Annotated in this window: 21 protein-coding genes; 6 read left to right on the top strand and 15 right to left on the bottom strand. The window is 74.9% G+C overall.

Annotated features, from left to right (window positions below):
- Positions 1-196: 196 nt before the first annotated feature.
- Entirely contained in the window at positions 197-361 is a 165-nt protein-coding gene (locus ND486_RS18125) for a hypothetical protein (protein ID WP_251785338.1), read from the bottom strand.
- A gap of 98 nt (positions 362-459) precedes the next feature.
- On the opposite strand from ND486_RS18125, the gene ND486_RS18120 reads away from it, so the two are divergent.
- Together ND486_RS18120 and ND486_RS18115 are read left to right on the top strand one after the other, a co-directional pair.
- A complete protein-coding gene (locus ND486_RS18120; RefSeq protein ID WP_251785336.1) occupies positions 460-861 on the top strand; it encodes a zf-HC2 domain-containing protein in 402 nt (133 codons plus the stop codon).
- 159 nt (positions 862-1,020) lie between these two features.
- Positions 1,021-1,536: a hypothetical protein gene (locus tag ND486_RS18115; RefSeq protein WP_251785334.1), complete on the top strand. Its 516-nt coding sequence runs from the start codon at positions 1,021-1,023 to the stop codon at positions 1,534-1,536.
- A gap of 9 nt (positions 1,537-1,545) precedes the next feature.
- Here ND486_RS18115 and ND486_RS29830 read toward each other — a convergent pair whose 3' ends face one another.
- The gene (locus ND486_RS29830) at positions 1,546-2,769 is read right to left on the bottom strand and encodes a glycosyltransferase (protein ID WP_251785332.1); all 1,224 of its coding nucleotides are present in this window, start codon (positions 2,767-2,769) and stop codon (positions 1,546-1,548) included.
- A 39-nt stretch (positions 2,770-2,808) separates the two neighbouring features.
- Positions 2,809-3,252 carry an Lrp/AsnC family transcriptional regulator gene (locus ND486_RS18105; protein ID WP_251785330.1) on the bottom strand — a complete coding sequence of 148 codons (444 nt, stop codon included), beginning with the start codon at positions 3,250-3,252 and terminating at the stop codon, positions 2,809-2,811.
- A gap of 151 nt (positions 3,253-3,403) precedes the next feature.
- Here ND486_RS18105 and ND486_RS18100 point away from each other — a divergent pair, with 151 nt between their 5' ends.
- The gene (locus ND486_RS18100; protein ID WP_251785328.1) at positions 3,404-6,862 is read left to right on the top strand and encodes an indolepyruvate ferredoxin oxidoreductase family protein; all 3,459 of its coding nucleotides are present in this window, start codon (positions 3,404-3,406) and stop codon (positions 6,860-6,862) included.
- Positions 6,863-6,926: 64 nt separating this feature from the next.
- Positions 6,927-9,113: a transglycosylase domain-containing protein gene (locus ND486_RS18095; RefSeq protein WP_251785326.1), complete on the top strand. Its 2,187-nt coding sequence runs from the start codon at positions 6,927-6,929 to the stop codon at positions 9,111-9,113.
- A 6-nt stretch (positions 9,114-9,119) separates the two neighbouring features.
- On the opposite strand, the gene ND486_RS18090 is transcribed toward ND486_RS18095, so the two are convergent.
- On the bottom strand, positions 9,120-9,635 hold the full coding sequence (locus ND486_RS18090; protein WP_251785363.1) for an isochorismatase family protein: 516 nt from the start codon (positions 9,633-9,635) through the stop codon (positions 9,120-9,122).
- Positions 9,636-9,672: 37 nt separating this feature from the next.
- Positions 9,673-10,167 (bottom strand): MarR family winged helix-turn-helix transcriptional regulator, encoded by a 495-nt coding sequence (locus tag ND486_RS18085; protein WP_251785324.1) that lies wholly within the window; start codon positions 10,165-10,167, stop codon positions 9,673-9,675.
- Between the two features lie 47 nt (positions 10,168-10,214).
- Between ND486_RS18085 and ND486_RS18080 the strand changes: the two genes are divergently transcribed.
- Complete coding sequence (locus ND486_RS18080) at positions 10,215-10,601, top strand: DUF5313 family protein (RefSeq protein WP_208825799.1); 387 nt, start codon at positions 10,215-10,217, stop codon at positions 10,599-10,601.
- Between the two features lie 7 nt (positions 10,602-10,608).
- Here the strand turns inward: ND486_RS18080 and ND486_RS18075 are convergent, their stop codons facing one another.
- Genes ND486_RS18075 through dctP form a run of 3 tightly spaced genes read right to left on the bottom strand, consistent with a single transcriptional unit; the run spans position 10,609 to position 13,546 of the window.
- Entirely contained in the window at positions 10,609-11,898 is a 1,290-nt protein-coding gene (locus ND486_RS18075) for a TRAP transporter large permease (protein ID WP_251785322.1), read from the bottom strand.
- Positions 11,898-12,473, bottom strand: coding sequence for a TRAP transporter small permease (locus ND486_RS18070; protein ID WP_251785314.1), 576 nt, complete (start codon positions 12,471-12,473; stop codon positions 11,898-11,900). The genes ND486_RS18075 and ND486_RS18070 overlap by 1 nt, the downstream gene beginning before the upstream one ends.
- Positions 12,470-13,546 (bottom strand): TRAP transporter substrate-binding protein DctP, encoded by a 1,077-nt coding sequence (gene dctP / locus ND486_RS18065; protein ID WP_251785307.1) that lies wholly within the window; start codon positions 13,544-13,546, stop codon positions 12,470-12,472. The genes ND486_RS18070 and dctP overlap by 4 nt, the downstream gene beginning before the upstream one ends.
- Before the next feature lie 273 nt (positions 13,547-13,819).
- Between dctP and ND486_RS18060 the strand changes: the two genes are divergently transcribed.
- Complete coding sequence (locus ND486_RS18060) at positions 13,820-14,641, top strand: CoA ester lyase (RefSeq protein WP_251785305.1); 822 nt, start codon at positions 13,820-13,822, stop codon at positions 14,639-14,641.
- Between the two features lie 48 nt (positions 14,642-14,689).
- Here the strand turns inward: ND486_RS18060 and ND486_RS18055 are convergent, their stop codons facing one another.
- From ND486_RS18055 to ND486_RS18025, 7 genes are read right to left on the bottom strand one after another with little or no spacing between them, the layout of a single operon-like run.
- Positions 14,690-15,802, bottom strand: coding sequence for an LLM class flavin-dependent oxidoreductase (locus ND486_RS18055; RefSeq protein ID WP_251785303.1), 1,113 nt, complete (start codon positions 15,800-15,802; stop codon positions 14,690-14,692).
- Positions 15,795-17,189 (bottom strand): MmgE/PrpD family protein, encoded by a 1,395-nt coding sequence (locus tag ND486_RS18050; protein WP_251785301.1) that lies wholly within the window; start codon positions 17,187-17,189, stop codon positions 15,795-15,797. The genes ND486_RS18055 and ND486_RS18050 overlap by 8 nt, the downstream gene beginning before the upstream one ends.
- A 28-nt stretch (positions 17,190-17,217) precedes the next feature.
- Complete coding sequence (locus tag ND486_RS18045) at positions 17,218-18,792, bottom strand: amidase (RefSeq protein WP_251785299.1); 1,575 nt, start codon at positions 18,790-18,792, stop codon at positions 17,218-17,220.
- Positions 18,789-19,952: an acyl-CoA dehydrogenase family protein gene (locus ND486_RS18040; RefSeq protein ID WP_251785291.1), complete on the bottom strand. Its 1,164-nt coding sequence runs from the start codon at positions 19,950-19,952 to the stop codon at positions 18,789-18,791. The genes ND486_RS18045 and ND486_RS18040 overlap by 4 nt, the downstream gene beginning before the upstream one ends.
- A gap of 1 nt (position 19,953) precedes the next feature.
- Complete coding sequence (locus tag ND486_RS18035) at positions 19,954-21,165, bottom strand: CoA transferase (RefSeq protein ID WP_251785288.1); 1,212 nt, start codon at positions 21,163-21,165, stop codon at positions 19,954-19,956.
- Entirely contained in the window at positions 21,162-21,719 is a 558-nt protein-coding gene (locus ND486_RS18030) for a MaoC family dehydratase (RefSeq protein ID WP_208825781.1), read from the bottom strand. The genes ND486_RS18035 and ND486_RS18030 overlap by 4 nt, the downstream gene beginning before the upstream one ends.
- Positions 21,716-23,116, bottom strand: coding sequence for an MFS transporter (locus tag ND486_RS18025; protein ID WP_251785286.1), 1,401 nt, complete (start codon positions 23,114-23,116; stop codon positions 21,716-21,718). The genes ND486_RS18030 and ND486_RS18025 overlap by 4 nt, the downstream gene beginning before the upstream one ends.
- Positions 23,117-23,206 lie beyond the last annotated feature (90 nt).

The following is a 23,206-nucleotide window of genomic DNA, read 5'->3' as shown; positions in this document are numbered from 1 at the left end:
CGCGGGGTCGCTGGTCAGGGGCGTGCCGCTCCCCCGGCGGAGTCGGGGGCCGCATCCGGTCCGGTCCTGCTGGTGGGCCGGCCGCACCTCGCACGCTTTTCTGTGGTCTCGCACCCTCTGCAGGAGCTGCGAGGTCGCAGAAACAGGTGCGACGTGGGCGCGGGGGCGACCGGCGGGAACACCGGCGCCGCGGGTGTCAGAGATCGGCGCCCACGGCGTCGTCGACGCACGAGAAGCCGTCGGCGCGCAACAGCGCCGCGAGCTCACGGTGGACCCGGGCGGGCCGGAGCAGACCCCCGTCGACGAGACCGGACCCGCCCGACGGGCCGCGTCGAGCGAGGTCGAGCCCCTGGCTGCGCACCGTCCTCACCGCGCACGTCGTCGGTGTCGGGACGCGCGGACGGAACACGGACGGGGGTCGGGTGGAACCGGACGGGCCTCGTGTACGACAGTGACGGTATGGACTGTCAGGGCTACCGCGAGGTGCTGTCCGCCCGTCTCGACGGTGAGGCGGGCGACGACGAGCGCGCGGCGGCCGAGGACCACCTCGCCGGGTGCGCGTCCTGCCGCGCCTTCGCCGACGGCGCCGACCGCCTCGGACGGCTCGCGCGGGTCGGTCCGGCGGACCCGGTCCCCGATCTCACCGACCGGGTACTCGCCGCGCTCGGCGTCTCCGCCCCGGCACCGGCACCACCGGTCCCGGCCGTCCCGCGGCTGAGCTGCCTCGACGGCGGCTGCTGCAGCGGGTCGGCGGGACGTGTCCCGGTGGGCGCGGCGACCTCGGCCTGCGGGTGCGCGAGTACCTGCGGCTGCGGCTGCCAGCAGGGCGCGCCCTGCCGCTGCGCCGTGCGCGCCGCGTAGGGGAGAGGAGACGGCCGGTCCGGTGCGGCCGGAACCGCCGGGCGGCGGGCTCGCCGACCGGCACCCGGAGCCACCCCGTCGGTGGCGCCGCGGCCGGTGCGGTCGTGATGCAATGGCGGTCCCGACATCCCGGCACCGCAGTGACGACGAGGGAGCCGCATGAGCGCACCGCGTACGCCCGGCCCGGGCGCGCTGTCCCCGGAGGCGTCACCCGAGCTCGCCGACGAGCTCACCCGCATCGCATGGCGGGTCGACCGCTGGATCGACCCCGGCCCCGCCTCGGTCGTCGCCGGCGCGGGGGTCGCCGCCGTCGTCGCCGCCCTGCTCATGCCCTGGTCCACCCGCGGCGCCGGGTGGGAGGTCCTCGTCGGCCGGGCCGCGATGGGCCCGCTGCCGTGGCTGTTCACCGTGGTCGCGGTCGTCGCGGTGGGGGTGTCGGTGCTCGCCCTCCTGACCCGGTTCTGGCCGCTGGCCTGGACCGCGGCCACCGTCACCGGCGTCGGCGCGGTCACCGGGCTCTGGGCGGTGTGGTCACGGCAGACCGCGGTCACCGGCACCGACGACATCGGGCCGGGCCTGATCGTCACCGTGCTCGGGGTGCTCGTGCTGTTCGGCACCTGGGCGCGCACCGTCGTCGCCTGCGGGCCGCGCGCCCCGCACGGCCCGCCCGCCTGACCCGGCAGGTCAGGCCACGAGCGCGGGGACCCGACGCGCGGCCAGGTCCTCCAGGACGCCGACGGCGTCCTCCACGGGCGGCAGCGCCAGCATCGCGCGCTGGGCCGAGCGCATCCGTGCGCGGATGTCGTCGTCGCCCAGGAGCCGGGTGCACGTCGCGGCGACCTCGGCGGCGTCGGGCGTGCAGTGCGCGCCCAGCCCGAGCTCGGCGATCCGGCGGGCGTTGTGCTCCTGGTCCCCGAACTGCGGCAGCACCGCCAGCGGGACGCCGTGCCGCACGGCCTCGCGGACGCCGTTGTAGCCGCCGTGGGTCAGGAACAGGTCCGCGACCTGCAGGAGCAGCGGCTGCGGCACCCACGGAGCGGGATGCACGTGTGCGGGCAGTGCGAGGTCGTCGACGGGCAGGCCGCCGGTGGACAGCACCACCTCGGCGTCGAGCCGGGACGCCGCCTCGGCCACCGTGCGCAGCGCGGCGTGCGGGTCGACGGGGGCGCGGCGCTCGGCACGCCCGGCCATCGCCGGCATCGCCGTCCCCAGCCCCGCGACGACCAGCGGCCGGCTCCCGGGCAGCGCGCCGACCCAGCCGGGCAGCGTCTCGCCGCGGGAGACCTGGTCGTCCTGGCGGAACGCCCGCGCCGGCGCGATCTGCGGCCCCGCCAGCGAGAACTGCGGCGGCATGCAGTCCAGCCGCCCCCACCGGTGCAGCGCAGCCGGGTCGTCCGGGGCGGCGAAGCCGAGCTCGTCGCGACGCTCCGACAGCGCGTCGGCCACCACGTCCGGCGAGAGGACGTTGCCCGCACCCGACGGCGCCGCCACGCACGGCACCCCCAGGTGCTCGGCCACCAGGAACCCCGCGGTCTCGCCGCCGTCGCGCAGCACCAGGTCCGGCGTCCCGTGCGACTCCACCAGCGCGAGCAGCGCCCGGGCCGAGCCCGTCACCTGCGGACCGGCGAACAGGGTGGGCAGCAACGCCGTCGTCACCTCGGTCGCGGTCAGCGTCGCCAGCGCGGCGGGCCCACCGAGCCGGGCGAGGGCCGGGCCGAGGTGCTCGGCGGAGTCGGCCATCGTCGCGAACACCGGCTCGACGACGACCGGCGCACCGTCGAACACCCCCGCGATGTCGGGCGGGCACGCCACCACGACCCGGTGGCCCGCGTCGCCCAGCGCGCGGGCGAAGGGGAGCACGGCCCGGCCGTGCGAGGGGGAACCGGTGACACTGCAGAGGACGAGCACCCGATCATGATCGACCCGATCGTTGCGGTAAGCAAATGATCAGGTGCGGGTCCAGCGGCCCAGCACCATCAGCGTCCGGGTCCCGGTGACCGTGCCGTTGCGCCGCAGCCGGTCGATCACCTCCTGCAGGTGCGCGAGATCGCGGACCCGGACCTGCACCAGGGCGTCGAGGTCACCGGCCAGGGTGTAGACCGCCTGCACCTCCGGCTGGCGCGACGCCGAGTCGACGATCTCCGAGACGCTCGCGGTGCCGGCGTAGCGGATCTCGCTGAACGCCTCGACCGGCCAGCCCAGTCTGGCGTGGTCGACCTGCACGGTGAACCCGGTGATCACCCCGGACCCGCGCATCCGGTCGACCCGGCGCTTGGTCGCGGCGGTGGACAGCCCGACCCGCTCGGCCATGTCGGCGTAGGTGCGGCGCGCGTCCTCGTGCAGCAACCGCAGGATCGCATGGTCCAGGTCGTCGACCTCGGTCTCGGGCACGGCACCTCCAGCGCAACGGATCCACGGTCTCGTGGCCTGCTGACGGTATCCGTTGCGTATCCGCGGCGATCGCTACCGCAGGCATTGTGTCGGGGCCGTCGTCGCGCTGTCCTGGTGCGGACGCGCCGCCCGACTCGCCGAGGAGCCGAGAATGACCGTGCTGGACGACAAGTACCTCGCCGCCCACGGTCGGGCCCCGATGAGCGGGATCCAGGCGCTGGTCCGCCTCGTGCTCGAGCAGGCCCGCCTCGACACCGCCCGCGGGTTCGACACCGCCTCGTTCGTCTCCGGCTACCAGGGCTCCCCGCTCGGCACCTTCGACGCCGAGCTCGGCCGCGCCCGTGCCCACCTCGACGCCGAGCGCGTGGTCTTCCGTCCCGGGCTCAACGAGGAGCTCGCCGCCACCGCCGTCGCGGGCACCCAGCTGCTCGACGCCGTCCCCGGTCGCCGCCACGAGGGCGTCGTCGGCTGGTGGTACGGCAAGAACCCCGGCCTCGACCGGGCCGCCGACGCGATCCGGCACGGCAGCCTGGCCGGCACCGCCCGGCTCGGCGGCGCCGTCGCCGTCATCGGGGACGACCCGTCTTGCAAGTCCTCCACCGTGCCCAGCTCCTGCGAGCCGATGGCGCAGTCACTGGCGATGCCGCTGCTCGCGCCCGGCTCGGTGTCCGAGGTGATCGAGTTCGGGCTGCACGCCGTGGCGCTGTCCCGGGCCACCGGCCTCTGGACCGGCCTGAAGATCATCGCCGACGTCGCCGACGCGTCCTGCACCGTCGACCTCGGTGCGCTGCGCCCGGAACTGCTCGGCGTCCCCGCCCCGCCCGCCACCGACCGCGCGCAGTCCGGCCCGCTCGTCGGTCCCGCCGCCGTCGAGGCCGAGCACGACCAGCTCACCCGCAGGCTCGACCTGGCCCGCCAGTACGCCCGCGAGACCGGGCTCAACCGCGTCACCTTCACCTCCCGCGACCCGCACCTCGCCGTGCTCGCCTCGGGGACCGGCTACGCCACCGTGCTGCGGGCGTGCGAGGACCTGGGCCTGGGCGAGGCCGAGCTCGACGCGCTCGGGGTACGCCTGATCCGCCTCGCCATGCCGTTCCCGGTCGACGCCGACGCGCTCGCCGGGCTCGTCGGGGGCTGCGCGGAGGTGCTCGTCGTCGAGGACAAGGTGCCGTTCCTGGAGGGCCACCTGCGCGACGCGCTCTACGGACGCGACCACCGGCCCACGGTCACCGGCCGCCGCGACGAGCGCGGCCGCCCGCTGCTGTCCGCCCGCGGCCAGCTCGGCGCCGAGGACGTCGCCCGTGCCCTCGCCGCCCGGCTCACCGCCGCCGGGCGGATCCTGCCCGCCGCGGCGACCGCGCACCTGGAGCGCCTCGCACCGCCCAGGCCGTCGCGGATCGGGCTGGACCTGCTCGGGAACCGGACGCCGTACTTCTGCTCCGGCTGCCCGCACAACACCTCCACCCGCACCGGCGACGACACGCTCGTCGGGGTCGGGATCGGCTGCCACGCGATGATCGCCCTCGACGGCGAGCACCGCGGCCACCAGATCGGGCTGACGCAGATGGGCGGCGAGGGCGCCCAGTGGATCGGCCTGGCCCCGTTCACCGACGACCGCACCCTCGTCCAGAACCTCGGCGACGGCACCTTCCACCACTCCGGCTCGCTCGCGATCCGCGCCGCCGTCGCCGCCGGGGTCACCATGACCTACAAGCTGCTCTACAACGACGCCGTCGCCATGACCGGCGGGCAGCGCGCCGAGGGCCGGATGAACGTCCCCGACATCACGCGCTCGCTCGCCCTCGAGGGCGTGCGCCGGATCGTCGTCACCACCGACAGCCCGCGTGACTACCGCGGCATCGCCCTCGACCCGATCGCGAGCGTGCGTCACCGCGACGAGCTCTCCGCGGTCGAGGAGGAGCTGAAGGCCCTCGACGGCGTCACCGTCCTGATCCACGACGACCGCTGTGCCGCCGAGGAGCGCCGCCTGCGCAAGCGCGGGAAGCTGCCGGCCCCGGCCGAGAAGGTGCTGATCAACGAGCGGGTCTGCGAGGGCTGCGGTGACTGCGGCGAGGCGTCCACCTGCCTGTCGGTGCTGCCGGTGGAGACCGAGTTCGGTCGCAGGACCGCCATCCACCAGGCGTCCTGCAATACCGACTACTCCTGCCTGAAGGGCGACTGCCCGTCGTTCCTCACCGTGGTGCCCGGCACCCGGCCCCGCCGCGAGATCCCGGCGCTGCCGGTCACGCTCGTCGCCCCCGAGCCGCGGGTCGACCCGGACGCGACCCTGATCCGGATGCCCGGCATCGGCGGCACCGGCGTCGTCACCGCCTCGGCGATCCTGCAGATGGCCGCCCACCTCGACGGGCTCTTCGCCGCGGGTCTGGAGCAGGTCGGGCTCGCGCAGAAGGGTGGCCCGGTCGTCTCGGACGTCCGGATCTCCAAGCAGCCCCACCACGGGATCCTGCGCGCCTCCCGCGGCACCGCCGACGTGCTGATCGGGATGGACCTCGTCGGCACCGCCTCCGACGCGACACTCGCGGTCGCCCGGCCCGGACACACCGTCGCCGTCGTCAACACCTCGCTCGTACCGACCGCGGCCATGGTCACCGGCCGCGTCGTGCTGCCCGGCTCCACCGACGACGCCGTCGAGCGGATCGGCGCGGTCACCCGGGACCTGCTCGCCGTCGACGCCCAGACGCTGTCCGAGGCGCTGTTCGACGACCACCTCCCGACCAACATGCTGCTGCTCGGTGCCGCCTACCAGCACGGGGTGCTCCCGGTGTCGGCCGAGGCGCTGGAGGAGGCGATCCGGGTCAACGGCGCGGCCGTGGAGACCACGCTGACGGCGTTCCGCTGGGGCCGGGCCGCCGCGATCGACGCCGCCGCCGTGCACAGCGCGCTCGTCACCCCGCAGCCGGCCCCGGTCGCCGTCGACGAGGCGTCCGCGGCGCTGGCCCGCTCGGTCGCCGCGGGCACCGGGTTCACCGACCTGCTCGCCACCCGGATCGCCGACCTCACCGGCTACCAGGACGCCGCCTACGCCCACCGCTACGCCGAGGAGGTCCGCCGGGTCGCGGCCATCGCCGCCGCGCGGGCCGGGGACACGGCCGGTGAGCGCGTCGGCGCCGCCTACGCCCGCGGCCTGCACCGGCTCATGGCCTACAAGGACGAGTACGAGGTCGCCCGGCTGCACCTGGACCCGGTGGAGACCGCCCGCCGCGACGCCGCGTTCGGGCCCGACGCCCGGGTGTCGGTGATGCTGCACCCGCCGGTGCTGCGCGCGCTGGGGATGAACCGCAAGATCGCTCTCGACGGACGGCTGGCCGCGCCCGCGTTCCGGGCACTGCGCGCGGCCCGGAGGCTGCGTGGCACCCCGCTGGACGTGTTCGGCCGGGCCGGGGTCCGTCGCGTGGAGCGTGAGCTGGTGGGGGAGTACCAGACACTGGTTCGCGCGGCGCTCGACCACCTGGCACCCGACACCGTCGAGGCGGTGGTCGAGGTCGCCGGGACCGCGGAGCTGGTGCGCGGCTACGAGGACGTCAAGCTCGGCAACGTCGAGCGGTTCCGCGAGCAGGCCCGGGCCGCGCTCGATGCCCTGACCGGCTGACTCTCAGCGACTCGCGCGGGCGGGTCTCAGGCACCCCTCAGCGTTGCGGCGCACAATCGCCCGCGTGGGGGAACGCCTGATCGCACAGCACTGGAACGACCGTCTCCGGGAAACCCGCACCCCGAGGCGGTGGCGGCGCCCGGAGTCGTCGGTGCTGCGGCGGCTCGCGATCGGGATCCTGGCCGGCGGGCTCGTCCTCGCCGGGTGCTCGGCGCCCGCCGCGGTCGGCGTCGCGGCGGTCGCCTCCGTCGTGCCGCCGGGTACGACCGGCGACCTGCCGAGCGCCGCGGCGCTGCCCGCGGCCACCGTCCTCACCGACCGCGACGGCACCCCGATCGCCTACCTCGACGAGCAGTACCGGATCCCCGTGTCCTACGACCGGATCGCCCCGGCGATGGTCGCCGCGATCGTGGACGTCGAGGACCGCCGGTTCTTCGACGAGTCCGGGGTGGACCCCGTCGGCACCCTGCGCGCGCTGGTCACCGACGCCGCGGGCGGCGCGGTGCAGGGCGGCTCCACCATCACCCAGCAGTACGTGAAGAACTGGCTGATCGACGTCGTCGACCGCGACGACCCCGCCGCCCAGCGGGCCGACCACGCCGACACCCCCACCCGCAAGATCCGCGAGGCGGTGCTGGCCCAGCGCCTGGCGCACGGCACGTCCAAGCAGGACGTGCTCGCCGGGTACCTCAACACCGTCGAGTTCACCGGCAACGTCTACGGCGTCGAGGCCGCCGCCCGCGCCTGGTTCGGCACCGACGCCGCGCACCTCACGGTCCCGCAGGCCGCGCTGCTCGCGGGCGCGGTCAACAACCCCACCCTGTTCGACCCGTTCCGCCACCCGCAGGCCGCGACCGACCGGCGCAACACCGTGATCGCGGCCATGCGCGACGCCGGGTCGCTCACCCCCGCCCAGGCCGCCGAGGCCACCGCCGCGCCGCTCGGGGTGCGCGCCGGCGGGCCGCAGGTCCCCGGGCACAACTGCTACGGCGCCACCGACGGCGCCGGGTTCCTCTGCGAGTACGCGGTGTCCGAGCTCGAGCGGGCCGGGTTCACCGAGCAGCAGCTCGACACCGGCGGCTACACGATCCGCACCACCCTCGACCCGGCCGCGACGGCGTCGGCGCAGCAGGCGGTCGACACGAACGTGCCGCGCACCCAGGACGGCGTCGCCAACACCCTGGCGCTGATCCGGCCCGGCCACGGCGACGCCGCCACCGGCGACCACCAGATCCTCGCCATGGTCGCCAACCGGCGGCCCGGCACCGACGCCACGGCCGGCGACACCACCCGCGACCTTGTCGCCGCGCCGTCGAACGTCTTCGGCGCCGGGTCCACCTTCAAGATCTTCACCACCGCCGCGGCGCTGGAGGCGGGCACCGTCGGCTACGACAGCACGCTGCCCGACCCGGCGTCGGCGTGCTTCCCCGTCGCCGGGAGCAGCTGCTACCCCGTCAGCAACGACACGCCGGACTACCCCGACCCGATCCCGCTGCCCGTCGCGCTCGCGACCTCGCCGAACACCGCGTTCGTCGACCTGGAGGAGCGCACCGGCATCGCGAAGGTCGTCGACATGGCGCGCCGGCTCGGACTGCGCGACACCCTGACGTCGAACGCGGCGGGCGGGACGCCGGACCCGTCGTCGCCGGACGCGCGGATCTCCCAGCCGCAGTCGACCTTCTTCGCCGACCTGCCGTCGTTCACCCTCGGGGTCAGCCCGGTGTCCACCCTGGAGATGGCGAACGTGGCCGCGACCGTCCAGAGCGACGGCGTGTGGTGCGCCCCGGACGCCGTGCTGTCGGTGACCGACCGGGACGGTGCCGCGGTGCCGGTGAACCGGCCCGCCTGCGAGCAGGCCGTCGCCCCCGGGATCGCGCACACCCTGTCCGCCGGGCTCGGCGGGGACACCGTGTCCGGTACCTCGGCGGCCGCGGCGCGGGCCGCGGGCTGGACGCGGCCGACGATCGGCAAGACGGGTACGACCAACGCCTCGGAGTCGGTCGCGTTCGTCGGGGGCACCGGGGGCATCGACGGCGTCGCCGGGTCCTCGATGGTGTTCGCCGACGGCCCGAACCCGTCCGAGATCTGCCCCGGGGACCCCGTGCACCTGGGCGACTGCGGGCACGGCGCGTTCGGCGGGACCGTCGCGGCGCCGCCGTTCTTCGCGGCCGTCGACCCGCTGGTCGCCGGGCGGGCCGACGTGCCGCTGCCCGACCCGGACCCGGCCTACCTGCAGCCCCGCAACGGGTGACCGGGCCTACTTCAGCAGCTTCTGGACCTCGCGGAAGCGCGGATGCGCGGCGTCGCGCAGCCACTCGAACAGCACCATCTCCGAGGTGACGATCTCGGCTCCGGCCGCGCGGGCGCGCTGCAGCGCCAGCTGCTCGTCCTCGACGAACCGTGAGCCGACCGCGTCGGCGACGAGCACCACCCGGCGGTCGTCGGCGAGCAGCTCCAGCACGGTCTGCAGCACGCAGACGTGGGCCTCCACCCCGGCGACGACGATCTCGCCGCGGCCGGGCGGGAACAGCACGTCGTCGTCGGCGGCGAAGCGGGTCTTGGGCATCACCAGGTGCGGAAGCCCGGCGAGCCGCTCGACGGTCGGGCCCAGCTTCTCCGGGACCTGTTCGGTGGCCAGCACGGGGACCTCGAGCAGGGTCGCGGCCTCGGCGAGCCGGGCGGCCCGGGCGACGACCCGCTCGCCGTCGTGCATGGCGGGGACCAGGCGCTGCTGCAGGTCGACCAGCAGCAGGACGGCGTTGCCTGCGTTCATCAACACGCCTCCGACGGTACGGGCAACGCCGTCGCGGTCAGCTCCGCGACGCGTCGATCACCCGGTCCAGCACCGCCCGCAGCTCCTCCAGCTCGGGCAGCGGCATCCCGAGCCGCTCCACGATCGCCGGCGGGATCGCCTCGGCCCGCGCGCGCAGCGCCCGGCCCGCGTCGGTGAGGGAGACCGCCATCGTCCGCTCGTCGCCGGGGACCCGGCGGCGGTCGACCAGCCCGGCCGCCTCCAGGCGCTTGAGCAGCGGCGACAAGGTGCCCGGGTCGAGGGCGAGCGCGCGGGCCAGCTCGCCCAGCGAGCGGGGGGAGTGCTCCCACAGCGCGAGCATCACCAGGTACTGCGGGTGGGTCAGGCCCATCGGCTCGAGCAGCGGCCGGTAGAGCGCGATCACGTTGCGGGCCGCGACGGCGAGGGCGAAGCAGACCTGACGGTCGAGCCGCAGCAGGTCCCCGCCGGTCGCGGCACCGTCACCCGTGTCACCGTCACGCGTGTCACCCTCGTCCGGGGATGCGCTCGCCATGACGGACATCGTACATTGTTGGTGCACCAAGAATTGGGGGACCAACTGTGAACGAGCGGCCGAACCCACTGCGGTGGCTGGCCTACGTCTACGGCGCCGGGCTGCCCACCCGGCACCGCGGCTGGGTGCTGCACGACGTCACGACCCGGACCTGGCAGCTGCGCCACCTCGTGCGCACCACCGTGCAGCTGCTGCCGGTCGGGGTGCTGCTGTACCTGCTCATCCCCGGCCCCGTGTACGTCCGGGCACTGTCGGTGCTGGCCGGGGCCATCCTCGGCTACTTCTACTCGGTGGCCTACATGTACGAGTCCGCCGAGCACCGCGTCGCGAAGGCCGGGTACCCGGTCGGGCACGCCGCCGCCGTGCGGGAGCAGGCCGACGCGGGGAATCGGGACGCGGCCCGGGAGCGCTACGAGCGGCGCTGGCGCGGCTGAGCCCGGCTCACCCGCCCATCGTCTCGGGCAGCCACAGCACCACACCGGGCAGCGCGGCGAGCACGGCCACGAGCACGAGCAGCGCCGCCACGTAGGGCAGGACCCCGACGAAGATCTCCTCGGCCGGGCGTCCGGTCGCCTTCGACACGATGAACACGTTCATCCCCAGCGGCGGGGTGACCAGGCCGATCTCGGCCAGCAGGATGACCATCACCCCGAACCAGATCGGGTCGTAGCCCAGCTGCTCGACCACCGGCAGCACGACCGGGACGGTGAGCGCGAGGATCGCGAGCTGGTCGAGGAACGCCCCGAGCACGAGGTAGACCAGCGCGATCAGGGCGAAGATCGCCAGCGGCGGCGCGGCGACGCCGGCGATCGCGTCGACGAGGGTTCCGGTGATCCGGGTCAGCGTCATGAAGTAGCCGAACAGGTACGCCGAGGCGATGATCAGCAGGATCATCGCGGTCGAGGTGAGGGTCTCGACGAGCGCGTCGCGGATCCGGGCGAGGTCGAGCCGCCGCCGGACCAGCCCGATGACCAGCGCACCGGCGACACCGAGGCCCGCCGACTCGGTCGGCGTCGTCAGCCCGAGGTAGATCGAGCCGACGACCAGCAGGAACAGCAACGCGACGGGCCCGAGGACGGGGACCGTCCGCAGCTTCTCGGCCAGGGTGTACCGGCGACCGGCCGGCGCGAGCGCGGGCTTGCGGTGCACCAGGAACAGCGTCGTGACGATGATCGTCACCGTGACGAGCAGCCCGGGCACCAGGCCCGCGACGAGCATCTGGCCCACGCTGACCTCGGCCAGGATCGCGTAGAACACCAGGATGATGCTGGGCGGCACCATGGCGGCGAGCGTGCCGACGACGGCGACCAGGCCGTTCGCGAGCCGGCCGTCGTAGTGTTCGCGCTCCATCTCCGGGATGGTCGTCGAGGCCAGTGCGGCCGCGGCCGCGGTGCTCGACCCGGAGACCGCGGCGAAGGTGGCGCCGGTCGTCGTCGTGGCGACCCCCAGACCTGCCGGGACGCGCCCGACCCACACCCGGGCCGCGGCGAACAGCTCGGTCGTGACCCCGCTCTTGAGCACCAGCTGGGCCATGAGGATGAACAGCGGGATCGCCGCGAGGGTGTAGGTCGAGACCGCCGCGTACGGGGTGGTCTCCAGGAAGCCGACGGCGGCGGACGGGCCGCCGTGGGCGAGCAGCCCGACGACGGCGCTCACCCCGATCGCGACGCCGACCGGTACCCGGGCCAGCAGCAGGACGAACAGCAGGACGAGGACTCCGGCGAGCACCATCAGACGATCTCCTCCGCGGCCGGGGTGAGGGGGGTGGCGGCGGGCGCGGGGCCGCGCAGGTCGTGGACCAGCGTGTGCAGGCATCGGAGCACCGCGAGCCCCGCCCCGATCGGCACCAGCACCGCCGAGGTCCACACCGGCCACGACAGCTCCGAGGCCCCGGCCAGCGGGACGTCGCCGTGGCGGAGCGCGCCCGCGGTCAGGAGCAGCCCGCCGTAGCCGACCAGTGCCAGGAACACGGCGGTGAGGGCCGACCCGGTGACCGCGAGCACGCGTCGTCCGGCCGGTCCCAGGCGCTTGTGGACGAGGTCGATCCGGACGTGGGCGCCCTCGCGGACCGTGTAGGACAGCCCGAGGAAGAACAGTCCCACGAGTGCGTAGTCGCCGACGAAGCCCACCGACCACGACAGCGGCGCCCCCACCAGGTAGCGCAGGGCCACGTCGATCACGATCAGCGTGACCGTGACGACGACGCCGGTGAGGCCGACGGCGGCCGCCGCGTTCTCGACCGTGCGCAGCACGCGGTCCGCCGGGTCCGGCCGCGTCGTTCCCGCGTTCGTCGTTCCCGCGTTCATCGTGCGGCCTCCGGGGTCTCGTCGCGGGCCCGGTCGAGCGCCGCCTCCATCGCGTCCAGTGCGGCGCGACCGGGTCGCCCGCGGGCCTCCATGTCCGCGGCCCAGTCGGCGCGCACCGAGGCGACCGCGTCCTGCCAGCGCTGCTGCTGTGCGGCGGTCAGGGAGGTGAAGGTCATGCCGCCGTCCTCGAGGGTCGACCGGGCCTGCGCCGTCTCCTCGCCCATCACCGCGCAGAGGTGCCGGGAGGTCTCCTCGCCCGCCCGGGTCATGGCGTCGCGGTGGGCCTCGGGCAGCTCCCGCCACAGCGCCTCGGAGATGGCGAAGGTGAGGGTGAAGCCGCCGAGCGGAGCGCCCTCGGTGGCGTGCGAGGCGACCTCGTCGAGCCGGAAGGGGACCGCGCTCATCGGAGGGAGGGTCATCGCGTCGACGGTGCCGCGCGACATCGCCTCGTAGACCTCGGGTCCGGCGATGGAGACCGGGGTGGCGCCCAGGGTGCGCAGCGTCTGGTCGACGACACCGCCGGGGGAGCGGGTGAGCAGGCCGGGGAGCTGCGCCGGGTCGGTCACCGGGCCGTTGGTGAACAGCTCGTACTGCGGGACGACGCCGACGAACAGCGTCCGCAGCCCGCGGGGCGCGAACTCCTCGCGGTGCAGGAGCCCGCCCTCCCGGGTGAGCTCGCCGACCGCGCGGGCGGTGGTGCACGAGTCCGTGCTGAGGCCCGGCAGGTCGCCGACGTTGGACAGGGGGAGCTTGTCGGACAGGTAGGGCGGCGACACGACGCCGACGTCCACGGCGCGGCTCGCGACGAGCTTGACGTAGTCGGTGGACTTGCCCAGCTGCTCGGACGGGTAGTATTCGACGTCCAGGGCGCCGCCGGTCAGCTCGCGGACCCGGTCGGTGAAGTGGACGATCCCGTCCCGGGACGCGGGGTGGGTCACCGGGTAGGAGTCGGCGACCACGAGGGTCCGGACCCCGTCGGGCGGTGCCTCCCGTGCGGGTGTGCAGGCGGTCAGCAGCGCGACCGCGGCGACGAGGCAGGTCGTCAGCCCGGCTCCCTTGCCCAGCGTCCTCATCGGTTCCTCTCGGCGTCGTCCCGGGCGGGCCTCGCGGGAACGGCGCCGCGCCGCGCACGCGGGGCGGGCGCGGCCACGACACCGGCCGGGCGTCGGCGACCGGTCGGGGTGGCACGGTCCGGGGGCGGACCGTGTGGGGCGTCACAGGGAGCGTCGCACGGCGCCGACCGTCGGTTCAAGCAATCATCAGATGTTTTCTCACTGACTTCGGCGAGCCCTCGAAGAGTCGATATCGGCGTTGACAGGTAAACATCAGACGTTAACGATGGACAGATGCTCGCCATCGATGCCGCGACCACCTTCCTGTTCGTCCCCGGCTCCCGACCGGACCGCTACGACAAGGCGGTCGCCAGCGGTGCCGACGTCGTGATCGTCGATCTCGAGGACGCCGTCGCGCCCGAGGGCAAGACCGCCGCGCGGGAGCAGGTCAGGGAGTGGCTGGCCGCCGGCGGCCGGGCCGCGGTGCGGGTGAACGGCACCGGCACGCCCTGGTTCGACGACGACGTCGCCGTGGTCGCCGCGCTCGGCTGCCCGGTGGTGCTGCCCAAGGCCGAGACCGGCGCGGAGCTCGCCGAGCTGGCGGACCGGCTCCCGCCGGGCACCCCCGTCGTGCCCGTCGTCGAGACCGCGCTCGGGGTCCGCCGGGCCGAGGAGATCTGCGCCGCCCCCGGCGTCGTGCGTCCCGCCTTCGGCAGCGTCGACCTCGCGGTGGACATCGGCGTCGACCACCTCGACGACGTCGCACTGCGCCACACCCGCTGCGAGCTCGTGCTGGCCGCCCGCGCCGCCGGTGTCACGGCACCGGTCGACGGGGTCACGACCGCCGTCCGCGACGACGCCCGGCTGGCCGCCGACAGCGCCGCGGCGCTCGCCCTCGGCATCACCGCGAAGCTGTGCATCCATCCCGCCCAGGTCGCCGGTGTCGCCGCGGCCTTCCGCCCCTCCGCGGAGGAGCTGGCGTGGGCGGACCGGGTCGTCGCGGCCGCGGAGACCGGCGCCGTCGCCGTGCTGGACGGGGCGCTGGTCGACAAGCCGGTCGTCGATCGCGCGGTCGCGCTGCTGCACCGGGCCGGGCGCCCCGTCCCGGTGCGCTGACCCGGCGGACCTGCTCGGGCGCCGTGTCCTCGTGGCGGCACGAGGACCTCACCAGCGGCGTTCGCCCGCTCCGGGACGACGGCTCCGACCCGTTTCACGGCCGGTCCCCTCGGGCCGGGGGTGCGCTCGGGAGGTCATGGCGGGGGCGGCACGCAGCACCGGTGCCACCTCGCGGGCGAGCAGGTCGAGGGAGGCGCGGGCGTCCTCGACCGGCATCCCCGCCCAGTCGGTCCGGAGCACGAAGTGGTCGACGCCGACCTCGTCGCGCCAGGGCAGCAGCGCGCCCAGGCAGTCCTCCGGGGTCCCGACGACGAACCGGTCGCGGGCCAGCACGTCGTAGCCGGTACGGAAGGTCTCGGCGCCGGGCAGCACCCGGTCCTGGCCCCAGTCCGCGTACACCTCGTACTTCCCGGCGAGGTACGGCCGGGCCAGCTCGAGCGCCCGCTCCCTGGTGGGCGCGCAGTAGACCTCGCGCATCAGCGGCAGCTCGGGCAGCGGACCGCGCCCGGCGGCGGCCCGCTCGGCGTGGAACAGGTCCAGCTGACGGCGCACGGTCGCCGCGGTCGCGTGCGGGTTGATCATCCAGGTGTCGGCGAGCCGGGCGGCGCGGCGGACCGCGCCGTCGGAGTTCGCGGCCATCCAGACCGGCGGTACGACCGCCGGGAGCGTCGTGGCGCGGACCCCGTCGAGGCGGCACCAGTCCACGTCGGCGTGCACCGGCTCCCCGGTCCACAGCGCGCGGACGATCCGCAGGTTCTCGGTGAACCGGCGGACCTTGTCCCCGGGCGGGATCCCGAACGCGGCGTACTCGACCTCGCGGTAGCCCAGCCCCACCCCGAACACCGAGCGCCCGCCGGTCACGACGTCGAGGCCGGCGAAGCTCTCGGCGGTGCCGACCGGGTTGTGCAGGGCCAGCAGGTGGATGCCGGTGCCGATCCGCATGTCCCCGGCCTCGGCGGCCAGCCGGGCCAGCCAGGGCAGTGGCTGGATGTGCGAGAACGACTCCGGCAGGTGGTGCTGACCGGCGAACACCGAGTCCAGGCCGCCGTCGCGGGCGGTGCGGACCAGCGACAGCTGCTCGGCCAGCGCGAGCAGCGGGTCCCGCCCGGCGGGCTGCTGGTGGGTCAGGAACACCCCCACCCGCACCGGGCGGTCAGCCACGGCAGGCCTCGGCGAACTCCACGGCCGGGGTGTCGTCGCCGAGCCCCAGCACCGCGCGCTGCACCCGGTCGGCGACGGCGGCCGGGGCGACCGTGCCGATCGTCTCCCGGAACTTGGCGACGACGTCGTCGTTGGTGAGCGGGCGCTCGTCGTGGCCGCGGTTGACCTGCTCGCGGTGGCGCAGGATCCGGCCGTCGGCCAGCTCGATCTCGATCGCGCCGGAGTAGGAGGCCGGGAAGGCGCTGTCCGGGTCCTCGGTGACGCGCACCTTCTGGGCGAGGTCGAGCGCGGTGCGGTCGGCGAGCGCGGCGTCGGACAGCTCGGCCAGCCCGAAGCGGCCGCGCAGCAGCGTGGTGGCGACGACGTAGGGGAGGCTGAACTTGGCGTCGTACTCGTCGCGGGGGGTCCACTTGGCCTCCGCCGGCTCGCACACGACCTTGCCGGGTACCGGGTGGATCGCGCAGCGGATCCCGGTGATCGCGGTGTCGCCGATCTCGGGGCGCAGCAGCAGCGCGGCGTCGGCGAAGGCGTGGATGAAGTGGCAGATCGGATACGGCTTGACCGCGGTCCGCATCAGCTCCCACGTCCTGCCCAGACCCTCGCCGACCGCGCCGGGCCGGGGCCCGCGCCCGGCCAGATGGGAGTTGTAGAGGCCGAACCGGCCCTCGTAGACCGCGCCCGGCCCGCTCCAGCCCGCCTCGGCGAACCCGGCCGCGGTGAGCCCGGACATCGCGGCCCACCCCGGGTGCAGCCGCTTGGTCCAGGCCCCGTCGGCCAGGAACTCCAGCAGCCCGGAGCTCATCGAGCCGACGACGCCCTGCGCCGTCGCGAGACCGTCGGCGTCCAGGCCCGCGACCTTCCCGGCGGCGACGGCGGCCCCGAACGCCCCGGCCACCGCGGTGGGGTGGAAGCCGACGTCGTGGAACCCGCCTGCGCCGCCGATGCCGACCCGGGCCGAGACCTCGACACCGAGCACGTAGGCCAGGAGCAGCGTCCGGGTGTCCGCCCCGCGGGCGACGGCCGCGGCGAGCGCGGCGGGCAGCGCCGCGGCGGAGACGTGGGTGACGGCCGGGATGTGGGTGTCGTCGAAGTCCATGCCGTGGATCAGCACGCCGTTGAGCACCGCGGCGTCACGGGCCGGGAGCCGGTCGGGCAGGCCGAGCACGGGCTGGTCGCCCGCGCCCCCGAAGGACGACAGGGCCGCCACGGCGACCCCCGGGAAGCCGTACGCGGTCGAGGCGAACGCCAGCCCGACGGCGTCGAGGATCAGGTGGCGGGCCCGCTCCTGCACCTCGGCGGGGACGTCGTCGAGGGTCGCGCGGGCCGCGAACGCTCCGACGGTGGCGGACAGCGAGGTGGTCGTGGACGGGGCCGGGATGGTGGTCATCGGTGACCTCCGGGTCGGAGTGGGACGGTCAGGTGATCCGGTCGGCGACCGGTGGGGTGCGCCGGTGGTGGTCGGTGCGGTCCTGGAACAGGGCGGCGACCCGCAGCGCGGTGATCTCGTCGTGCGGACGGGCGATGAGCAGCGCCGAGACCGGGCAGTCGTCGGGGGCGAGACCGGTCGGCAGGGCCAGGCCGGGGGCCCCGGTGAGGTTGCCGAGCATCGTGGCGCGCGACTGCGCCGCATAGAGCGGGTACCGCTCACCGTCGACGACGACCGTGCAGTCCGGCAGCCGCGGTGCGGTCGCGGGCGTGGTGGGGACGACGACCAGGTCGGCCCCGGCGAACACGGCGTCCAGCTCGGCCTGCAGCTGCACCCGGAACTGCAGGGCGCGCAGGAGGTCGGCGGCCGGTGTGGTGATGCCCTGGCTGATCCGGCGCACCGTCACCGGGTCGTAGTCGCCCCAGCGGTCGGCGTCGACCCGGTGCACCGCAGCGGCCTCGGTGAACACGAGCTGGTACCCGATGGGCAGCGCCTGCTCGGCCGACGGGATCTCGCCGGGCACGACGGTGGCCCCGGCGTCGGTGAGGACGTCGACGAGGTGGTCCACGCCCGCCCGGACGGCCGCGTCGCACAGCGCGGTGAGGTAGCCGCCGGGACGGGCGACCCGCAGGCCGCGCAGATCGGCCGGCACCGTCGTCGGTGGCAGCTGCGGCAGCTGCGGCACCCGGGGGTCGACGCCGTCCGGGCCGCGGAGCAGGCCGAACAGGAGACCGACGGTGCGGGCGTCGCGGGCCAGCGGGCCGACCGTCTCGGTGGTCCAGGACAGCGGCATCACCCCGGTGCGCGGCACCGCCCCGGCCGTGGGCTTCAACCCGGTCAGGCCGCACCAGGCCGCGGGCAGCCGGACCGAGCCGCCGACGTCGGTCCCGAGCCCGAACGGGACGACGCCGGCCGCGACCGCGGCCGCGGTCCCGGTCGAGGAGCCGCCCGCCCACCGCCCGGGGTCCCACGGGTTGCGGCACGGCCCGGTCAGCGGCGGGTGCGGCCCGCCGACGGCGAACTCGGTCGTCGCGTCCTTGGACACCGGTACCGCGCCCACCGCCTCCAGCCGGGCGACGACCGTCGCCGAGGCCGCCGCCGGGGCGGCGTCGGCGCGGGTGCGCGAGGCCCCGGTCGTCGGCACCCCGGCGACGTCGATGACGTCCTTGACCGCGAACGGCACGCCCTCCAGCGGCCGGGGCGGCCCCTCGGGCGCGTGGTGGTCGCGGGCCCGCTCGTACAGCACCCGGATCGTGCAGTTCAGCTCGGCGTGCAGACGCTCCAGCTGCTGCGCGGCCCCGGCCGCGCGCCCGGACCACTCCGCACGCAGCTCCGCGGCGCGGGGATCCGGCCCCGTGGGAGCACTCCCGGCGACGGCGGGCGGGGCGAGCCACGCCTCACCCCGCGCCGGGTCGGCGGCCGCCGCCGGGACGGGGGCCGCGCGCAGCGCTGCCACCGCGGGCTCGGCGCCCGCGACCGCGTCGTGCATCGCCGTCACCTGGCCGGGGTCGAGGACGTACCCGAGCCGCGCGGCGAGGGCGCCCAGCTCGTCGGCCGTGCTCACCGGACGGTGGCCTTGCCGCTGAGCAGCGCCTTCGCCACCACGCCGCGCAGCACGTCGTTGGTGCCCTCGCCGATCGACATGAGCGGGGCGTCGCGGTAGAGCCGCTCGACCTCGAACTCGGTGGAGTAGCCGTAGCCCCCGTGGATGCGCATCGCGTCGAGCGCGCACTCCAGGGCCTGCTCCGAGGCGAAGATCTTCGCCATCCCGGACTCGGTGTCCATCCGCACGCCGTCGTCCATCCGCGACGCCGCCCAGTAGGTCATGAGCCGAGCCGCCTGCAGCCGCACCGCGGTCTGGGCGAGCCGCTGCTGGACGGCCTGGAAGTCGCCGATCGGCCTGCCGAAGGCCTCGCGCTCGCGGGCGTAGGACAGGGCCTCGTCGTAGGCGCGCTGGGCGATCCCGACGCTGCGGGCGGCGATGTTGATCCGCCCGGTCTCCAGCGACGACAGCGCCTGCTGCAGACCCCGCCCCTCGACTCCGCCGAGCAGCTGCGACGACGGGACGCGCACGCCGTCGAGCACGACCTCGCAGGACTCGGTGCCCTTGTAGCCGAGCTTGCCGATGTCGGCGGTGACCTCGAAGCCGGGGGTGCCCGCCTCGACGAGCAGGATGCTCATCCCCTTGTGCGCGGGGGAGGCCGACGGGTCGGTCTTGACCAGCACCGGGAGTGGGTCGGCGTGCCGGGCATTGGTGATCCACATCTTGGTTCCGTCGATGACGTAGTCGTCGCCGTCGCGGCGGGCGGTGGTGCGGATGCCCTGCAGGTCGGTACCGGCGCCGGGCTCGGTCAGCGCGATCCCGGTGCGCCGCGCGCCCGTCGCGAGCTCGGGGAGGTAGCGCTGCTTCTGCTCCTCGGTGCCGTGGTTCGCGAGCAGGAAGCAGGACACCGAGTGGCTACCGAGGATGCCGGCGATGCCCATCCAGCCCCGCGAGATCTCCTCGAAGGTGAGCGCGAACGAGACGGTGTCGGCGGCCAGGCCGCCGTAGGACTCGGGGACGGCCAGGCCGAAGAGTCCGAGCTTGCGCATCCCCTCGACGATCTCGGTGGGGTAGCGGCCCGACTGCTCCCACTCCCGCGCGACGGGGACGATCTCCTTGTCGACGAAGGCGCGCAGCGTGTCCCGGTAGAGGCGCTGCTCGTCGGTGAACCGGAAGTCCATGTCAGTCCTTCCCCAGCGCGCCGGAGCTCCGGAGCGCGGTGATCCTGGTGTCGTCGTAGCCCAGCTCGCGCAGGACGCGGTCGGTGTCGGCGCCCATCACGGGTGCGGCGCGGGTCGGGGCCCGGTCGGCGCCGGGCGGGCCCACCCGGACCGCGCTGCGCAGGGTGCGGACCGGCCCGAAGTCGGGGTGCGGCGTCTCGGCGACGAGGTCGCGCTCGACGGTGTGCGGGTCGGTCAGCGCGCCCGCGACGTCGCGGACCGGGGCGCAGGGGACCGAGGCCGCGTAGAGCGGGGCGAGCCACTCCGCGACCGTGCGGGTCCGGAACAGCGCCTCCAGCACGGGCAGCAGCTCGTCGCGGTGCAGGTTGCGGTCGGCGAAGGTCGCGAAGCGGGGGTCCTCGGCCAGGTCCGGGCGGCTCAGTACGACGGTGAGCCGCTGCCAGAACTTCTCCTTCGCACACCCGACGACCAGCCAGCCGTCGGAGGCCTCGAAGGCCTGGAAGGGCACCAGCGAGGGGTGGGCCGACTGCCGGGTGCGCACCGGTGCGAAGCCCGCGGTCAGGTGCCAGGTCCCGGGGTAGGCGAGCAGGCTCACCGCGGTGTCGTAGAGCGAGACGTCGCAGTCGGTGCCGACGCCGTCGCGCCGAGCCCCGTGGATCGCGCCCAGCAGCGAGATCGCGGCGACGTAGCCGCCGCAGTAGTCGACCAGGCTCGGCCCGGTCTTCTGCGGGGCGCCGCCGGGCTCGCCGGTCAGCGACATCCAGCCCGCCAGCGCCTGCAGGACGTAGTCGTAGCCCGGCTCCGCCGAGCGCGGACCGGTCATCCCGAACCCGGTCAGCGAGCAGCAGACGATCTGCGGGTTGACCTCCTTGAGGTCGTCGTAGCGGATCCCCAGCGTCGCCGGGACGTCGGCGCGCAGGTTGGAGAACACGGCGTCGGCGGTGCGGACCAGGTCGTGGAACACCTCGCGGCCCTCGGGGGTGCGCACGTCGAGGGTGACCGAGGACTTGTCCCGGTTGAAGGACTGGAAGAACAGCGAGTCGCCCGGCGCGGTGTAGGGCGGGATCGCGCGGCCGACGTCACCGCCGACCGACGGGTCCTCGATCTTGATGATCTCCGCGCCCAGCTCGGCGAGGTGCATCGACCCGAACGGGCCGGCGCCGTACTGCTCCAGTGAGACGATCCGGACGTCCTCCAGCGGCCGCCGGGTCACGCGCCCTCCACCGTCAGCGGCTCCGCGGCCTGCGGGAACAGTGACGACGCCCCGCCCACCTCCCGCTTGTGCACGTAGAAGGTCCGCCGGAAGCTCAGCACCTCGACCGCGTCCTGGTTCAGGGTGCGGGTCCGCACGGTGACGATCCCGGCGGTCGGGCGGGACGAGGACTCGCGCTTGTCCAGCACGATCGACTCCGACCAGATGGTGTCCCCGGCGAACACCGGCGCGGTGAGCTTCAGGTCGTCGAGCCCCAGGTTGGCGAACGCGTTCTGGGTGGTGTCGGTGACCGACTGGCCCATCGCGATGGAGATCGTCAGCGGGGAGACGACGAGCATCCGGCCGAACTCCGAGGACTCGCCGACCTGGCGGTTGAAGTGCGCCTGGTTGGTGTTCATGGTCAGCAACGTGAACCAGGTGTTGTCGGTCTCGGTGATCGTCCGGCCCAGCGGGTGCTGGTAGACGTCGCCGGTCTCGAAGTCCTCGTAGAAGCGTCCCTGCCAGCCCTGCTTGATCGTCACGTGCGTGTCGTCCTTCCGGTGGGTGGTGGTCATCCGCGCTCGATGTCCTCGAGGCGGCGGTTCGTGGTGCGTTCGCCGAACAGGGCCATGACCAGGCCGAGCAGCAGTGCCGCCGCGGCGAGGTAGACGTAGACGGCGGTGAGGCCGAGGCCGGCGAAGGTCGCGGCGACGAGGAGGCCGCCGGCGACCCCGGCGAGCCGGCCGGAGCCGTTCGCGATGCCGGAGCCCAGGCCGCGCAGGTGCAGCGGGAAGACCTCGGCGATGTAGGTGTAGAGGACCGGCACCGTCGCCTGCATGAACATCGCGGCGAGGAATCCGGTCACCGCGATCGCGACCGGGTGCGTGACCAGGCCGAAGGCGAGCACCAGGCCCGCGGAGAGGGTCTGCAGCACCAGGACGACCGCGCGGCGGTCGAAGCGGTCCACCACCGGCGCCACGAGCAGCGCCCCCGGCACGGCGGCGATCGCGAGGACCGAGGCGAAGGTCAGGCTTTCGGCCGTGGTGTACCCGCGTTCCACGAGCAGCGTCGGCACCCAGGAGCTGAAACCGTAGAACGACAGGATCAGGAACACGCAGGCCGTCGAGGCGACCACGGTCCGGCGCAGCGTCGCGCCGCGCAGCAGGTCCGACAGCCGGCCCTCGGGCTTCGGGGGGTCGGGGACCGCTTCGGGCAGGTCGCCGCCGAGCTGCGCGCGGGCCTCGTGCTCCATCCGGGCCACGAGCCGTTCGTCGCGGGGGTCGGGGGACCGGCCCTGCGCCGAGCGCCAGCGGACCGACTCGGGGACCGTCCGCCAGGCGACGAGGGCGACGACGGCGCCGAGCGCGCCCACGACGAAGATCCAGCGCCAGGAGCCCGGTCCGAGCGGGACGACGATCCGGGCCAGCCACGCGGCGATCGGGATGCCGGCGAGGCCGACGGCGAGCAGCAGCGCCTGGTACCGGCCCCGCAGCGAGCGCGGGAACATCTCGCTCACCCAGACCAGCAGGACCCCGGTCGTGGCCTGCAGCCCGAACCCGGTGAGCACCCGCAGCACACCCAGCGACCAGGCGTCCCAGCTCAGCGCGCTCAGCAGCGAGCAGACGGAGAAGAACAGGACGGCCCCGAGCAGGACGGGGCGGCGGCCGTAGCGGTCGGAGAGGCGGCCGCCGACGATCGCCCCGGCGAACATCCCGACGAACGCGGCCGAGGTGACCGCGCCGACCTCCCCGATGGACAGCCCCCACTCGGCCCGCAGCGCAGGCGCGGCGTAGGCGAAGGAGTTGAGGTCCACCAGGTCGAAGACGAACAGTGCACCGAGCACCGCCACCCAGCGGCGGTGCGTCGGGGTGGCGACCGGGATGCGGTCGAGCCGGGCGGCCAGGTCCGTGACGGGAGCCGGAGCGGCCGGCACGCCGGTCGCCTGCCGGTCACCGGGTGGGTCGACGGTCATCGCGTACTCCCCTCGGCGGGCGCCGTCGCCCGCCTTCCGGTCCGCGGGGACCAACCGGACCCCGCCTCCGCACGGTAAACGTCAGACAGT

Source organism: Pseudonocardia sp. DR1-2 (assembly GCF_023717215.1).
In the GTDB taxonomy this organism is placed as follows: Bacteria; Actinomycetota; Actinomycetes; order Mycobacteriales; family Pseudonocardiaceae; genus Pseudonocardia; species Pseudonocardia alni.
This window is presented reverse-complemented; position numbering and strand designations above follow the sequence as displayed.